This window comes from Planotetraspora sp. GP83 (genome assembly GCF_041262585.1).
Classification (GTDB): domain Bacteria; phylum Actinomycetota; class Actinomycetes; order Streptosporangiales; family Streptosporangiaceae; genus JAOEGB01.
The window spans coordinates 233174-247762 of the sequence record NZ_JBGCBZ010000004.1; the positions used below are offsets into that span (position 1 = coordinate 233174).

At 70.3% G+C, this 14589-nt stretch carries 15 protein-coding genes; 9 read left to right on the forward strand and 6 right to left on the reverse strand.

The window, feature by feature from the left end; translation table 11 throughout:
* Position 1 precedes the first annotated feature (1 nt).
* Positions 2-907, reverse strand: a complete 906-nt coding sequence (gene miaA, locus ABH927_RS07785; protein WP_370019416.1) for a tRNA (adenosine(37)-N6)-dimethylallyltransferase MiaA — start codon at positions 905-907, stop codon at positions 2-4.
* Positions 908-974: 67 nt separating this feature from the next.
* Positions 975-1505: a methylated-DNA--[protein]-cysteine S-methyltransferase gene (locus tag ABH927_RS07790; RefSeq protein WP_370019418.1), complete on the reverse strand. Its 531-nt coding sequence runs from the start codon at positions 1503-1505 to the stop codon at positions 975-977.
* Positions 1506-1560: 55 nt separating this feature from the next.
* Here ABH927_RS07790 and ABH927_RS07795 point away from each other — a divergent pair, with 55 nt between their 5' ends.
* Entirely contained in the window at positions 1561-2484 is a 924-nt protein-coding gene (locus tag ABH927_RS07795; RefSeq protein ID WP_370019420.1) for a ribonuclease Z, read from the forward strand.
* A gap of 19 nt (positions 2485-2503) precedes the next feature.
* On the opposite strand, the gene ABH927_RS07800 is transcribed toward ABH927_RS07795, so the two are convergent.
* Complete coding sequence (locus ABH927_RS07800) at positions 2504-3313, reverse strand: methyltransferase domain-containing protein (RefSeq protein WP_370019422.1); 810 nt, start codon at positions 3311-3313, stop codon at positions 2504-2506.
* An 86-nt stretch (positions 3314-3399) separates the two neighbouring features.
* Positions 3400-4140: a class III extradiol dioxygenase subunit B-like domain-containing protein gene (locus tag ABH927_RS07805; protein WP_370019423.1), complete on the reverse strand. Its 741-nt coding sequence runs from the start codon at positions 4138-4140 to the stop codon at positions 3400-3402.
* Positions 4141-4856: 716 nt separating this feature from the next.
* Here ABH927_RS07805 and ABH927_RS07810 point away from each other — a divergent pair.
* Positions 4857-5009, forward strand: coding sequence for a hypothetical protein (locus ABH927_RS07810; RefSeq protein ID WP_370019425.1), 153 nt, complete (start codon positions 4857-4859; stop codon positions 5007-5009).
* Here the strand turns inward: ABH927_RS07810 and miaB are convergent.
* Positions 5006-6535 (reverse strand): tRNA (N6-isopentenyl adenosine(37)-C2)-methylthiotransferase MiaB, encoded by a 1530-nt coding sequence (miaB, locus tag ABH927_RS07815; RefSeq protein ID WP_370019427.1) that lies wholly within the window; start codon positions 6533-6535, stop codon positions 5006-5008. The genes ABH927_RS07810 and miaB overlap by 4 nt on opposite strands.
* Before the next feature lie 104 nt (positions 6536-6639).
* Here miaB and ABH927_RS07820 point away from each other — a divergent pair, with 104 nt between their 5' ends.
* The 7 genes from ABH927_RS07820 to ABH927_RS07850 all read left to right on the forward strand — a co-directional run bounded on the left by ABH927_RS07820 (position 6640) and on the right by ABH927_RS07850 (position 12801).
* Complete coding sequence (locus ABH927_RS07820) at positions 6640-6771, forward strand: hypothetical protein (RefSeq protein WP_370019429.1); 132 nt, start codon at positions 6640-6642, stop codon at positions 6769-6771.
* A gap of 138 nt (positions 6772-6909) precedes the next feature.
* Complete coding sequence (locus ABH927_RS07825; protein WP_370019431.1) at positions 6910-7665, forward strand: amino acid ABC transporter ATP-binding protein; 756 nt, start codon at positions 6910-6912, stop codon at positions 7663-7665.
* 20 nt (positions 7666-7685) lie between these two features.
* Positions 7686-8519: a glutamate ABC transporter substrate-binding protein gene (locus ABH927_RS07830; protein ID WP_370019433.1), complete on the forward strand. Its 834-nt coding sequence runs from the start codon at positions 7686-7688 to the stop codon at positions 8517-8519.
* A 1-nt stretch (position 8520) separates the two neighbouring features.
* Positions 8521-9192 (forward strand): amino acid ABC transporter permease, encoded by a 672-nt coding sequence (locus tag ABH927_RS07835; protein WP_370019435.1) that lies wholly within the window; start codon positions 8521-8523, stop codon positions 9190-9192.
* Complete coding sequence (locus ABH927_RS07840) at positions 9189-10040, forward strand: amino acid ABC transporter permease (protein ID WP_370019437.1); 852 nt, start codon at positions 9189-9191, stop codon at positions 10038-10040. Before ABH927_RS07835 ends, ABH927_RS07840 begins: the two co-directional genes overlap by 4 nt.
* A gap of 76 nt (positions 10041-10116) precedes the next feature.
* Positions 10117-10839 (forward strand): transporter substrate-binding domain-containing protein, encoded by a 723-nt coding sequence (locus ABH927_RS07845; protein ID WP_370019439.1) that lies wholly within the window; start codon positions 10117-10119, stop codon positions 10837-10839.
* 39 nt (positions 10840-10878) lie between these two features.
* Positions 10879-12801 carry a prolyl oligopeptidase family serine peptidase gene (locus ABH927_RS07850; RefSeq protein ID WP_370019441.1) on the forward strand — a complete coding sequence of 641 codons (1923 nt, stop codon included), beginning with the start codon at positions 10879-10881 and terminating at the stop codon, positions 12799-12801.
* Here ABH927_RS07850 and rny read toward each other — a convergent pair.
* Complete coding sequence (rny, locus tag ABH927_RS07855; protein WP_370019443.1) at positions 12798-14405, reverse strand: ribonuclease Y; 1608 nt, start codon at positions 14403-14405, stop codon at positions 12798-12800. The two genes, ABH927_RS07850 and rny, sit on opposite strands and share 4 nt — an antisense overlap.
* Between the last annotated feature and the right edge of the window lie 184 nt (positions 14406-14589).

Genomic DNA, 14589 nt, shown 5'->3' on the forward strand with positions numbered 1-14589 from the left:
TCTAGGCGCTCACCTCCGAGAGGGCCCGTTCGGCCAGGTCGGGGGCGTCGAACGGAATCCACACCACGCGGGGGTCGCGGCGGAACCACGACTCCTGCCGCCTGGCGAACCGGCGGGTCGCCCGCACGGTCTCCTCTCGCGCCTGGTCCTCGGTCCACTCGCCGTCGAGGAAGCGGAGGACCTGGGCGTACCCGAGCGCCCGGCTCGCCGTCCTGCCCTCGGCCAGCCCCTCCGCGGCCAGCGCGCGGACCTCGTCGACCAGCCCCGACTCCCACATGCGGTCGACCCGCAGCTCGATCCGCTCGTCCAGCAGCGGCCTCGGCACCTCGACGCCGATCTGCACGCTGTCGTAGACGGCGTCGTACGACGGCATGGTCGCGGAGAACGGCCGCCCCGACAGCTCGATGACCTCCAGTGCCCGCACGATCCTGCGGCCGTTGCTCGGCAGGATCTTCTCGGCGGCCACCGGATCACGGATCAGGAGCCGCTCGTACAGCGGGGCAGGGCCGGTCTCGGCCAGTTCCTTCTCCAGCCGCTCCCGGATGCCGGGGTCCGTGCCGGGAAACTCCAGGTCGTCGAGGGCCGCCCGCACGTAGAGCCCGGACCCGCCGGTGAGGATCGGCACCCGGTCGCGGGCCCGGAGATCCTCGATCAGCGGCCGGGCCAGGCGCTGGTATTCGGCGACGCTGGCCGTCCGGGTCACCGGCCAGATGTCGAGCAGGTGATGCGGCACGCCCCGTCGCTCGTCGAGGGACAGCTTGGCGGTGCCGATGTCCATCCCCCGATAGAGCTGCATGGAATCGGTGTTGACGACCTCGCCGCCGAGCCGCAGCGCCAGCTCGACGGCCAGGTCGGACTTCCCGGCCGCCGTGGCACCCACGACGGCTATGACTGGTAGCTGCCCCACACCCTCAAGTGTCCCGGAAGTTCACAGGCCCGAGTTCACATGTCCCGGGTTTCACATGTCCCGGGTTTCACATGTCCCAGTCCAGCGTGGGGGGAAGGTGGCCTTCGAGGGTGAGCAGCCAACGCTTGGACTCCACGCCTTCGCCGCCGCTGAACCCGCCGAGCCCGTTGCCCGCGACCACCCGATGACACGGCACAATGATCGGGATCGGGTTGCTCCCCATGATCGACCCGATGCCCCGAGCCGGGACGCCGGTCCCGCTCCTGGCCGCCAGCTCCCCATAAGTCACGACTTGTCCGTACGGCACGGTGGTGAACAGCGTGCCGAGGACCTGTCGCTGGATCGGCGACATGAGCCGCCAGTCGACCGCGACGCCGAACTCCTTGAGGTCTCCGTCGAAGTACGCCTCCAGCTCCGCGCGGGCGGCGGCCGTACGGACCGGATCGTCGGCGACGGCAAGCCCGAGCCGGGATGCGATGCGCGCCCGGACGGCCGGGTCGTCCTGGAAGGCGGTGGCCGCGACCCCCTCCTCCGTGACGGCCGCGAGCACGTCCCCCAGCTTCGTCGGCACGCTGCCAAAAGCGACGGTGTCCACCATTCCCCCATTGTCCCGCCTCGGCTCCGCGAACGGCCCTCGCGGTAGGTTGGCATCCGTGCTACGCGAGCTCGTCGTTCTGGGCACGGCAAGCGCGGTGCCGACCCGCCACCGGAACCACAACGGTTACCTGCTGCGCTGGGATGGCGAGGGCTTCCTGTTCGATCCGGGCGAGGGGACCCAGCGGCAGATGGCGCATGCCGGGGTGAGCGCGCACGACCTGACCTGGATCTGTGTCACCCACTTCCATGGCGATCACTGTCTCGGCGTGCCCGGCGTGGTGCAGCGCGTCGCCCGCGACAAGGTGAGCCACCCCGTCCAGGCGGCGTACCCGGCGAGCGGCGAGGCCTACTGGCAGCGGCTGCGGCACGCCACCGCCTTCGCCGACACCGATGTGATCAGCCCGCGGCCGATCTCCGGCGACCTCGTCCAGTGGCCCGCCGGACCCGTGACGCTCACCGCCCGCCCGCTCTCCCACTCCATCGAGTCGTACGGCTACCGCGTCGACGAGCCCGGGGGGCGCCGGATGCTGCCGGGCGAACTGGCCGAACGGGGAGTCCATGGCCCGTTGATCGGCGAACTGCAGCGGCACGGCTCGGTCATCGTGGAGGACGGTTCCGTGGTCGCGCTGGAGGACTGCAGCGTGCCCCGCCCCGGCCAGAGCGCGGCCTTCGTCATGGACACCCGCCTCTGCGACGGCGTGTACACGCTCGCCGACCGAGTGGACCTCCTGGTGATCGAGTCCACGTTCCTGTCGGAGGAGTCCACGCTGGCCGCCGACTACGGCCATCTGACAGCCGCCCAGGCCGGGCAGGTCGCCGCGGCCTGCGGCGTCCGGCGGCTCGTCCTGACACACTTCTCGGAGCGATATTCCCACGCCGACGAGCCTCGCTTCGTGGAGGAGGCCGGCAAGGCGTTCGGCGGGGAGATCGTCGCGGCCCGCGACCTCATGCGGGTTCCCGTCCCGAAACGGCTCCCCTGACCTCGTGGGCCGAGCCGGCTCAGACGCGGCAGAGGATCTCCCCGTGCAGGACGGCGAACCAGCCGTCCTCAGCCGCCCCCCACTTCCGCCAGCCGTCGGCCATCCTCTCCAGGTCGGCCCGAGTGGCGTACCCGTAGTCGAGCGCCTGGCCGGCGATGGCCGAGTCGGTGACGCGGCTGGCCCACATTCCGCTCCACCAGGCGCGATCGCCGGGGGTGGCGAAGCACCAGACCGAACCGCCGGCGGTCACCTCGGTGAATCCGGCCTGCCGTGCCCAGGACAGCAGGCGGCGCCCCGCGTCGGGTTCGCCGCCGTTGGCGCGGGCCACCCGGCGGTACAGGGCCAGCCATTCGTCCAGGGCGGGCACCTGGGGATACCAGGTGAACGCCGCGTAGTCCGAGTCGCGCGCGGCGACGATCCCACCCGGGCTGCACACGCGGCGCATCGCGGTCAGCGCGCCCACCGGGTCGGCGACATGCTGGAGCACCTGGTGCGCGTGGACGACGTCGAACGAGCGCTCGGGATAGGCCAGGTGGTAGACATCACCGACCTCCCACGTGACGTTCGCCAGGTGCCGTACGGCTCCCGCCTCGGCGGCCTGGGCGATGACGCCGCCGTCGGGGTCGAGGCCGGTGACCGCTCCCGGGGCGACCAGTTCGGCGAGATCGGCGGTGATGGTGCCGGGGCCGCAGCCGACGTCGAGCAGCGACATGCCCGATCGCAGGTGAGGCAGCAGGTACGCGGCCGAGTTGGCGGCCGTACGCCAGGCATGCGAGCGGAGCACCGACTCGTGGTGGCCGTGCGTGTAGACGGCAGACGATCCAGACATGTGACCTCCTACGGCTGACAAGGCCAGCCTAGTGGGGTGTCCCATATATCAAGAAGTATCGTCTTACTATTTGATACATCCCGTCCTCACCGCGCGCGCTCCTCGACCAGCCATCGCGCGACGAAGTAGCCGACACCGTAGGGCGCGGCGTCGTAGAGCGACTCGCTGAGGCGGCGTGTCGCCCGGCGGATGCCCTTCGCGGGTTCCGCGGCGGGTTCCGCGGCGCCGGCCAGGGTCTGGAACGCGGCCCTGCCGCCCACCCACAACTTCTCGGCCACCGCCGGATCGATCTCCAAGAGCCAGCCGGCCTCGGCGCCGGCGATCGCGTCGCCGAGCATCTGGTTGTACGGCGCCGCCAGCGGGTGCAGATATCCGGGGGATTTCTCGGTGAGCCTGGCCGACCCGTCTCCCATGGCGAGCAGCGCGACCCGGTCGGCGGATCGAGCGATCTCCCGGCCGAGCGCCGCGCATTCACCAGGAGACGCGTCGGCCGCGATCGCCTCGAACCGAAGGTCCGGCAGGGCGCCCGCAAGCGCTCGCTCGATGAGCCAGCGGCCGATGGTCAACGACAGCGGGAGGACGGGTTCGCCCGTGCCCACGCGGACATCCGCACCCCACGGTCGCATGGTCCCGGCGGCGTCCGCCGGATGGCGTGCGGACTTCTCCGCGCCTCCGACGACCACCAGGAGATCCGGCCGCGCCTCGACCAGCGACCTGATGGCGGAGTCACATGCCGCGCGAAGATCGTCGAGCTCGAAGGCGGCGGCTCCGGCGAGCTCCGGCAGGATGAGCGGGGGATGGGGACATACAGCGGCGGCGACCAGCACCCCACCACCTTATTTCGGGAAACGCGGTCGTCATGCGGCTGCGGGGACCCACACTGGTGGCGATAACGAAATAGACGCGGAACAATCACGGAAGAATTACGGCATTGTCGGACTTTTCCCCCTCACCGCGGCACCGGCGGGCCCGTACGGGTCTCGCCGTGGCAGGTGTCACCAGCGTCGTCGCCATCGCCGGTCTCGGGATCACCATGGCCGCCGTGACACGTCACGACACCACCCGTGAAGCAGAACGCTCCTGGGCGCCCCAACGAGGCGTGTTTCCGGTCACCACGGAGCCCGTCCAGCTGACTCCCCGGCCTACCGGAGCCGTCGGAGCCATGGCCGGAGGCGCGCTCGGCGCGGAGCCGTCCCCGTCCGGTCCGCCGAGTCCCCCGCCCCCGCCGAATCCCCCGGCACCGAGCCTCGCAAGCCCGGCGAGCCCCTCGGCACCGGGCCTCTCAGGCCGTGAAAGCCCTCCGACGCCGGGGACCCTCTCGTCCCCGGGAGACCTCTCGTCCCCGGGGAACCTCTTGAGCGCGCCGCCCCCGATGCTCTCGCCCTCCGCGCGCCGACTGCCGGACCGCCCGAAGCCGGCTCCGGCCGGCCGTACGGAGCCGCACAGGCCCGCCGCCGCGCCACCGAAGACGTCCAAGACGTTGAAGATCCCGAAACCCCGCCCGAACCCGAAGCCGCAGCCCAAGCCGGAACAGCCGAAACGGATGGCTCAGCCCCCAGACGCGCCGAGGCAGGACCCGCCACGACACGACGGACCTCACCCTGGGCCCGGGCGGCTCCCGGATCCCTGCGCGACCTACGACGGCCTGCGCAGGGACTACTGCTACCAGGTGCTCGACGGCCTCACCGGGCGCTAGTGCGCGAGCGGCGCGGGGGCGGCGCAGGCGGCCGTGGGCTCGGGAGCGGCAGCCGGGCGGCCGATGGCGGGCATGCCGAGGCTGACCGTGCCGGCCGTACCCGCGGACTGCCCTGAGCCGGGTCGTCCCTGGCGGGACTCCCAGGCGTCGCCCGCACGCGTACGGCGGACCGACAGCACCTTGTCGGCCACGAGGTGGTGCGGCGCCGCGTAGGTCACCTCGACGGTCACCATGTCCCCAGGGCGGGCGTCCACGGCGGCCAGGTGCACGAGGCGGTTGTCCGGGGCGCGGCCGGACAGGCGGTGGGTGGCCTCGTCCTTGCGCCCCTCCCCCTCGGCGATCAGGACCTCGACGGTGCGGCCGGTCTGCGTCTTGTTCTCCTCCCAGGCGATCTCTTCCTGGAGGGCGACCAGCCGCTCGTACCGCTCCTGCACGACGGCCTTGGGCACCTGGCCGTCCATCGTGGCGGCGGGGGTGCCGGGACGGATGGAGTACTGGAACGTGAAGGCGTTGGCGAAGCGTGACTGCCGCACGACGTCGAGGGTCTGCTGGAAGTCCTCCTCGGTCTCGCCGGGGAAGCCCACGATGATGTCGGTCGAGATGGCGGCGTCCGGCATGGCGGCGCGGACCCGCTCGATGATGCCGAGGTAGCGGTCGGAACGGTACGACCGCCGCATGGCCTTCAGCACCCGGTCGGAGCCCGACTGGAGCGGCATGTGGAGCTGGTGCATGACGTTCGGCGTCTCGGCCATGGCGGCGATGACGTCGTCGGTGAAGGCGGCCGGGTGCGGCGAGGTGAACCGGACGCGCTCCAGCCCGTCGACGTCGCCGCAGGCCCGCAGCAGCTTGCCGAAGGCGAGCCGGTCGCCGAACTCGACGCCGTAGGTGTTGACGTTCTGCCCGAGCAGCGTGATCTCCAGGACGCCCTGGTCCACCAGGGTCCGGATCTCGTTGAGGATGTCGCCGGGGCGGCGGTCCTTCTCCTTGCCGCGCAGGGACGGCACGATGCAGAACGTGCAGGTGTTGTTGCACCCGACCGAGATCGCCACCCACGCGGCGTACGCCGACTCGCGCTTGGTCGGCAGCGTGGACGGGAAGGTCTCCAGGGATTCCTTGATCTCGACCTGGGCCTCTTCGGCGATGCGCGCTCGCTCCAGCAGCACCGGCAGGGAGCCGATGTTGTGCGTGCCGAAGACGACGTCCACCCAGGGGGCCCTGCGGACGATCTCGCCCTGGTCCTTCTGCGCCAGGCAGCCGCCCACGGCGATCTGCATGCCCTCGCGGGCGAGCTTGATCGGCCGGAGGTGACCGAGGTTGCCGTAGAGCCGGTTGTCGGCGTTCTCCCGCACGGCGCACGTGTTGAACACGACGACGTCCGCCGTCTCCCCCTCCGGGGCGCGGACGTATCCGGCGTCCTCCAGCAGCCCGGACAGCCGCTCGGAGTCGTGCACGTTCATCTGACAGCCGTAGGTGCGCACCTCGTACGTCCGGGTCGCGCCCTCGGTGCCCTGAGTGGTCACAGTCATCGCAATACAAGGTTAGGCGCTCCCCCACTCCCTCCAGTACGGCCCAGGCCGCCGTCCGCTAACGGGTGCGAGAATGAGACCGGACCGCCACCGACCGGCTACCGGTGATCTTCAACTATCGGCTCGACGAAGAGGGCCGGTACCAGCTCACCCACCGTGTCGGCGCGGGCACCACCATCACGCTCACAGAGCCGTTCAAACTCACGCTCGACCCCGCCGCGCTCGCCGAGCTCTGAACGCCCGGGACATTGTCCCGGGTGGCCGGGCGGGACAGGCCGGAAAATGTCCCGATACGCAGGTATGAACGGGCTGTGATCCGATCGGTACCGTGCGGTTAGTGACTTGGCGATATTGACACCCGTACGTTGTTGACCATGACCGAGACCAGTGGTTCTCCCCCACTTGTCAACCTCGCGACCGTCAACAAGCACTTCGGCGATCTCCATGTGCTGAAGGACATCGACCTGAGTGTCGCCCGCGGCGAGGTGGTCGTCGTCATCGGTCCCTCCGGTGGCGGCAAGTCCACGCTGTGCCGGGTGATCAACCGGCTGGAGACCATCGACTCGGGGACCATCACCTTCGACGGCAGGCGACTCCCGGCGGAGGGCAAGGCGCTCGCGAAGCTCAGGTCCGAGGTCGGGATGGTGTTCCAGTCCTTCAACCTCTTCTCCCACAAGACGATCCTGGAAAACGTCACCCTCGGCCCGACCAGGGTGCGCGGAGTGCCGCGGCGGCAGGCGGAGCAGCGCGGCATGGAGCTGCTCGAACGGGTCGGCATCGCGTCCCAGGCGGGCAAGTATCCCGCCCAGCTCTCCGGCGGCCAGCAGCAGCGCACCGCCATCGCCCGCGCGCTGGCGATGGACCCCAAGATGATCCTCTTCGACGAGCCGACCTCGGCCCTCGACCCCGAGATGGTCCAGGAGGTGCTCGACGTCATGGTCGGCCTCGCCCGTGACGGCATGACGATGATGGTCGTCACCCACGAGATGGGCTTCGCCCGGCGGGCCGCCCACCGGGTCGTCTTCATGGCCGACGGCCAGATCGTCGAGCAGGGCGCGCCCGCCGACTTCTTCACCAAGCCCAGCACCGAACGAGCCCGGGACTTCCTCTCCAAGATCCTCACGCACTAACCCCCCGAAAGGTGACGCAGATGCGATTCGGAGCCTGCCTACTGGCGCTCGCGGCCCTGGCCACCAGCCTCACCGCGTGCGGCAAGTCGGGAGCGAGCTCGATCGTCGACAAGGCCAAGGACGACAAGAAGCTCGTCATCGGCATCAAGGTCGACCAGCCCGGCCTCGGGCTGAAGAAGCCCGACGGCACCTACGCCGGGCTCGACGTGGACGTCGCCAGGTACGTCGCCAAGGAGCTGGGCGTCCCCGAGAGCGGCATCACGTTCAAGGAGGCCCAGTCGGCCAACCGCGAGCCGTTCATCCAGCAGGGCCAGGTGGACATGGTCGTGGCCACCTACTCCATCACCGACGACCGGAAGAAGAAGATCTCCTTCGCCGGGCCGTACCTCATCACCGGGCAGGACATCCTGGTCCGGGCGGACGACGCGACCATCACGGACGTCGAGTCGCTCAAGGACAAGAAGGTCTGCGGCGCGCAGGGCTCGTCCTCGCCGAAGCGGCTGGCCGAGAAGTTCGGCCCCGAGTGGGAGTCGAAGAACCTCACCCAGCAGCAGGGCTACGCGGCCTGCCTGCCGTTGCTGCAGAACAAGCAGGTCGACGCCATCTCCACGGACGCGACGATCCTGGCCGGGTTCGCCACGCAGTTCCCCGGCCAGTTCAAGCTGATCGGCAAGCCGTTCTCGACCGAGAAGTACGGCATCGGCATCAAGAAGGATGACAAGTCCGGCCGGGACGCGATCAACAACGCGCTGGAGAAGATGTTCAAGGACGGAAGCTGGCGGAAGGCCATCGACGCCAACCTCGGCGAGTTCGGCAAGTTCTTCACCTCCCCGCCCCCCGTCGAGCGTTACTGAGGTGGAGGCCCTCATCGAAGAGCTTCCCGTCATCCTCCAGGCGTTCTGGCTGACGGTGAAGCTCACGGTGGTCAGCGGGGTGATCTCGCTCGTGTGGGGCACCATGCTGGCGGCCATGCGGGTCAGCCCTCTGCCGGTGCTGCGGGGGGCGGGCGCGGTGTACGTCAACATCCTGCGCAACACCCCGCTGACCCTCGTCATCGTCTTCTGCGGCCTCGGCCTCGGCACGGTGATGGACGTCCAGTTCTCCGCGGACGACCTGTCGATCAACAACTTCTGGCTGTCCACGATCGGGCTGTCGGCGTACACGGCGGCTTTCGTCTGCGAGATCATCCGGGCCGGCGTCAACACGGTGCCGCTCGGCCAGGCGGAGGCGGCCCGGTCGATCGGCCTGACGTTCCTCCAGACGCTGCGGCTGATCATTTTGCCCCAGGCCTTCCGGGCGGTCATCGCGCCGCTCGGCAGCCTGCTCATCGCGCTCACCAAGAACACGACGGTGGCCGCCGCCATCGGCGTGGCGGAGGCGGCGCTGCTCATGAAGAACCTGTTCGACGCCCACGGAGACGCCGTCATCCCGATCTTCCTCGGGTTCGCGGCGGGCTTCGTGGTGCTGACGCTGCCCGTCGGCCTGCTGTTCAGCCGGCTGGCCAGGCGCATGGCGGTGGCGCGATGAGCCAGGCGACCCTGCTCTACGACGCCCCGGGTCCCCGGTCGCGGCTGCGCAACAACGTCCTCACGCTGGTCTTCTGCGTGGTTCTGCTCCTGCTGGCCTACTTCGCCTGGGCGAAGTTCGAGGAGAAGGGCCAGTGGGACGGCAAGCTCTGGAGGCCGTTCCTCCAGGCGGACACCTGGACCGAGCTGATCCTCCCCGGCCTCTGGAACACCCTCGCCGCCGCCGCGGCGGCCGCCGTCCTCGCCCTCGTCTTCGGGGCCGTCTTCGGCATCGCCCGGCTGTCGGACCACCGGTGGGTCAGGGCGCCGGCGGGCGTCGTCGTCGAGCTCTTCCGCGCGATCCCGCTCCTCATGCTGATCTTCTTCGCGCAGTACGGCGGGAGCCTCGCCGGCCTGGTCGTCAACGAGTTCACGGCCGTGGTCTTCGGCCTGACGCTCTACAACGGGTCGGTGCTGGCCGAGATCGTGCGGGCCGGGATCCGGGCGGTCCCGCGCGGCCAGTCGGAGGCGGGCTACGCGATGGGCCTCCGGAAGAACCAGCTCATGCGGCTGATCCTGCTGCCGCAGGCGGTGACCTCGATGATGCCGGCGATCGTCAGCCAGCTCGTCGTGCTGCTCAAGGACACCGCGCTGGGGTTCATCGTCGCCTACGCCGACCTGCTCAACGCGGGGGCCCGGGTCGTCCCGGCGAACTTCGGCAACCTCATCCCGTCGGTGATCGTCATCGCGGCGATCTACATCCTGATCAACCTCGCTCTGGGATATCTGGCCAACCGGCTCGAACGGCGGACCCGGCGCAGCCGCAAGGTCCCGGCCGCGCCGGTCGTGCGAGAGGTCGCCATGAGGTGAAGATTTGCCGTGTCGCTGCTTGGAGCCCGCCGTACGGCGCCTCGATATTGAGCGGGTGTGGCGTGGCGTTGCCGTGTTGACCAGCCTGGTGACCAGCATCGGGGCCGCGTTCCTCGCGGGTTGCGGGAACGCCGGCACCCTGGTCGTCGGCGTGCGGACGGGATATCCCGGGCTGGTCACCCGCCTCCCGGACGGGGGGTTCACCGGCTTCGACATAGCGATCGCGCACGACGTCGCTCGCCGGCTCGGCTACCGCGACGACCAGATCGTGTACACCAACGACGTCTCCGGGGCGGACCTCGTCGTCGGCTCCGGCGGCCCCCGATTCGTCGCCGGCCCCTACCTCGTGACCAGCACCGACATCCTGGTCCGCGCCGGAGACCTGTCCATCCGCGGGATCCGGGACCTCGCGCGCAAGCGGGTCTGCGCCACCGAGGCCTCCTCCAGGCGGCTCGTCGGCAGGTTCGGAGTGAAGTGGAAGAGCGCCTTCCTCGCGGAGGCCAACGTCCCGGCCGCCTGCGCGCCGCTGCTCGCCGACGGCAGGACCGACGCCATCGTGGCCGATGCCCCCGTCCTCGCCGGGCTGGAGGGGCAGTACCCCGGCCGCTTCCGGTTCAGCGGCAAGCCGCTGTCCACCGAGAAGTACGGCATAGCCGCCGGATCGGCCTCGCTGCGCGACCAGGTCGGCGAGGCGCTGCGGCACATGTTCGACGACGGCACCTGGAACCAGGCGGTCATCGATTACCTTGGAGTCCTCGCCACGCGTTACACCTCTCCCCCGGCCCTGGAAAAGGGATAATCGCGCCCGCGCGGCCCCCGTTTCCGGCAGGATGCCGTCATGCCCCCTTGGGAGTCGCCGATCTCCACCGCCGATGTCGCCCGCTCCGGGTTGCGCCTGGGTTTTCCCACGGTGCTCGGTGACGAGGTGTGGTGGGAGGAGGACCGGCCGGCCGAAGCCGGCCGCCGGACCGTGGTCCACCGCGCCGCCGACGGGACCCGCCGCGAGCTGCTTCCCGCACCCTGGGACGCCCGGACCCGGGTCCACGAGTACGGCGGGCGGTCGTACGCCGTCGTCCCCGGGCGGGGCCCCGAAAAGGGCCCCGGAGAAGGCCCCCGAACAGGCCCCGGAGAAGGCCCCGGAAGAGGCCCCGGAAGAGGCATCGTCTTCGCCCACCATGCCGACCAGCGGCTCTACCTCCTCGACGGATCCGGGGAGCCCCGGCCGCTCACCCCCGAGCCCGACCAGCCGTGCGGCCTGCGCTACGCCGACCTGCTGGTCCACGAGGGGCCGGGCGGACCCGAGGTGTGGTGCGTCCAGGAGCGCCACCACCAGGACGCCAAGGTCACCCGGTCGATCGTCTCCATCTCGTTGTCGTCGGGCGACATCGTCGAGCGGGCCTCCGGCAGCGACTTCTACGCCTCCCCGGCGATCTCCCCCGATGGGGAGCACCTCGCCTACATCTGCTGGAACCACCCCCGGATGCCGTGGACCGGCACGGAGCTGCGGATCACCAGCGTCGCCGACGGCAGGTCGTGGACCATCAAGGGCGGCATCTCCGAGTCGGTGCTGGCCCCGTCGTGGCGGGACGACCGGCACCTCTACCTCATCTCCGACTGGTCCGGCTGGTGGAACCTCTACCAGATCGGGATCTTCGGCACCTCGTCCCAGGCCCTCTATCCGGCCGAGGAGGAGTTCGCCGGGCCGCTGTGGCAGCTCGGGGGCCGGCCGTACGTCGTGCTCGGCGACGGGAGGCTCGTGGTCCTGCACGGACAGGGAGACCTGCGCCTCGGCATCCTCGACCCGGACACTGGAGTTCTCACCGACCTCGACGTTCCGTACGAGGGATGGGTGCAGGAGCTCGCCACCGACGGCACGACCCTCGCCGGGATCGCGTACGGCCCTCACGTGCCACGCTCAGTTGTCCGGGTCGACACCGTGACGGGCCGGGTCGAGGGGCTCCGGCGGGACGTCGCCGAGCTGCCCGACGTCGCCTACCTGCCCACGCCCCGGTCCGTCGACATCGAGGGCGGGCTGGGCCGCCGGGTGCACGCCTACCTCTACCCGCCGGCCAATCCGGAGCACGCCGACGAGGGCGCCTCGCCGTACGTCGTCTTCGTGCACGGCGGGCCGACCTCCCACGCCATCACCGAGCTCAGCCTGGAGAAGGCGTTCTTCACCAGCCGCGGGATCGGCGTGCTCGACGTCAACTACGGAGGCTCCAGCGGGTACGGCCGGGCCTACCGGGAGCGCCTGCGCGGCCAGTGGGGCGTCACCGACGTGGAGGACGCCGTCGCGGCGGCCCAGTGGCTCGCAGCCGAGGGACTGGCCGACCCCGCGCGCATCGCCATCCGCGGGAGAAGCGCGGGAGGCTGGACGGTCATGGCCGCGTGCTGCGCGTCCGGCGTCTTCGCGGGTGGCGTCTCCGTCGCGGGGGTCAGCGCGCTCGCGCCGCTCGTGGCCGGGACGCACGACTTCGAGTCGCGCTACGTGGAGTGGCTGGTCGGCCCCGAGTCGGCGTACGGCTCCCGCGAGCCGCTGGCCCGCGCCGACCAGGTGACCTGCCCGATGCTGCTGATGCAGGGGCTCGCGGATCCCGTCGTGCCCCCGTCGCAGTCGGAGACCTTCGCCGACCGGCTGACGGCCCGGGGCGTGCCCTGCACCTACCTCACGTTCGAGGGTGAGGCCCACGGGTTCCGGCGGCTGGAGAGCAAGACCGCCGCCCTGGCCGCCGAGCTGTCGTTCTACCTGCAGATCTTCTAACGGGCGAACTCGGTGGCGCGGGACTCGCGGACCACGGTGATCCGGATCTGGCCGGGGTAGGTCAGCTCCTCCTCGACCTGCTTGGCGACGTCTCGCGCGATCACCTGGGCCTGGATGTCGTCCACGTTGTCGGGCCGCACCATCACGCGGATCTCGCGGCCCGCCTGCATGGCGAACACCTTTTCCACGCCCTCATACGACTGGGCGATCTCCTCCAGCCGCTCCAGGCGCTTCACGTAGGCCTCCAGCGACTCGCGCCGGGCGCCGGGACGGCTGCCGCTGATCGCGTCGGCGGCCTGGGTCAGCACGGCCTCGACCGTCCGGACCTCGACCTCGTTGTGGTGGGCCTCGATCGCGTGGACGACGTCCTCGTGCTCGCCGTACCGGCGGGCGATCTCCGCTCCGATCAGCGCGTGGCTGCCCTCGACCTCGTGGGTGAGCGCCTTGCCGATGTCGTGCAGCAGGGCGCACCGCTTCACCAGATCGCGGTCGAGCCGCAGCTCGGACGCCATGATCCCGGCGATGTGCGCCGACTCGATCAGGTGCTTGAGGACGTTTTGCCCATAGGAGGTGCGGTAGCGGAGCTGGCCGAGCAGCGTGGTCAGCTCCGGATGCATCTCGGTGATGCCGAGCTCGACCAGGGCGTCCTCACCGGCCCGGACGCACAGGTCCTGGACCTCGGCCTTGCTGCGCTCGTAGGCCTCCTCGATGCGCTGGGGGTGGATCCGGCCGTCGAGGACGAGCCGTTCCAGCGTGAGCCGGGCGGTCTCCCGACGCACGGGGTCGAAGCACGACAGCAGCACCGCTTCCGGTGTGTCGTCGATGATCAGATTGACGCCCGTCGTGGACTCGAAGGCCCGGATGTTGCGACCCTCCCGGCCGATGATGCGGCCCTTCATCTCGTCGCCCGGCAGGTGCAGCACGCTGACCACGGATTCGGCGGTCTGCTCCGTCGCGACCCGCTGGACGGCCAGCGTCACGATCTTGCAGGCCCGCTTCTCGCCCTCCTTGCGCGCCTCGCTCTCGATCTCCCGGACGATCAGCGCGGCCTCGCGCTTGGCCTGGTTCTCGATCTCCTTGACCAACTCGCCCTTGGCCTGGTCGGCGGTGAGCGCGGCGACCCGCTCCAGGATCTCCCTGCGCCGCTCCGCCACCTGGTCGAGCTCCTCGCGGCGGTCGGCCAGCTCGGTCTCGGTCTCGGCGAGCTTCCTGGCCCGCTCGGACTGCCGCCTGGCCTCCTCATCGAGCCGCTGCTCACGCTCGGCCAGCCGGTTCTCCCGGCGCTCGAGGTCGGAGCGGAGCTCCTTGAGCTCGTTCTTGAAGATGCGCGACTCCTCCTCGACCTCCTTGCGCATCGCGGCGGCGCTCTCCACCAGGGACTCGGACTTCTTGACCGCGTCCAGCTCGGCCTTGGCGCGGATCTCCTCCGCCTCCTGCCTCGCCTGCTCCATGATCTCGGCCTTGACCTCGGCCAACTGCTCCGTAGACGGCCCGGCCGGCGTGACGACGCCCGAGGTGCGGCGCATGACGATGGCGAGTGCGGCCGTCGCCACGAGAGCCAGCAGCACCACCGCAACCGCCAGAACGATCACGATCGGTTCCATGCGCGCCCGCCCCTCTCGCCTCGCGACTATCCGCAAGCAAGGGGTCACACACGCAGCACAGCAGGGCCCGGTGGCGTCACCAGGACAAATATCGTCGCGCGATAGCCGGGCACCCGGCATCTCGTCCGTCGTCGTTCACCGTTATGGCAATCCGCGCTGCGCGGAGTAACTCCTCACTGCGGTC

Excerpts from the sequence above, each read along its gene's own strand:
- ABH927_RS07790 (WP_370019418.1), bottom strand. The coding sequence starts at position 1,505 with ATGGTGGACACCGTCGCTTTTGGCAGCGTGCCGACGAAGCTGGGGGAC.
- ABH927_RS07800 (WP_370019422.1), bottom strand. The coding sequence starts at position 3,313 with ATGTCTGGATCGTCTGCCGTCTACACGCACGGCCACCACGAGTCGGTG.
- ABH927_RS07810 (WP_370019425.1), top strand. The coding sequence starts at position 4,857 with ATGGCTCAGCCCCCAGACGCGCCGAGGCAGGACCCGCCACGACACGAC.
- miaB (WP_370019427.1), bottom strand. The coding sequence starts at position 6,535 with ATGACTGTGACCACTCAGGGCACCGAGGGCGCGACCCGGACGTACGAG.
- ABH927_RS07825 (WP_370019431.1), top strand. The coding sequence starts at position 6,910 with ATGACCGAGACCAGTGGTTCTCCCCCACTTGTCAACCTCGCGACCGTC.
- ABH927_RS07830 (WP_370019433.1), top strand. The coding sequence starts at position 7,686 with ATGCGATTCGGAGCCTGCCTACTGGCGCTCGCGGCCCTGGCCACCAGC.
- ABH927_RS07840 (WP_370019437.1), top strand. The coding sequence starts at position 9,189 with ATGAGCCAGGCGACCCTGCTCTACGACGCCCCGGGTCCCCGGTCGCGG.
- ABH927_RS07850 (WP_370019441.1), top strand. The coding sequence starts at position 10,879 with ATGCCCCCTTGGGAGTCGCCGATCTCCACCGCCGATGTCGCCCGCTCC.
- rny (WP_370019443.1), bottom strand. The coding sequence starts at position 14,405 with ATGGAACCGATCGTGATCGTTCTGGCGGTTGCGGTGGTGCTGCTGGCT.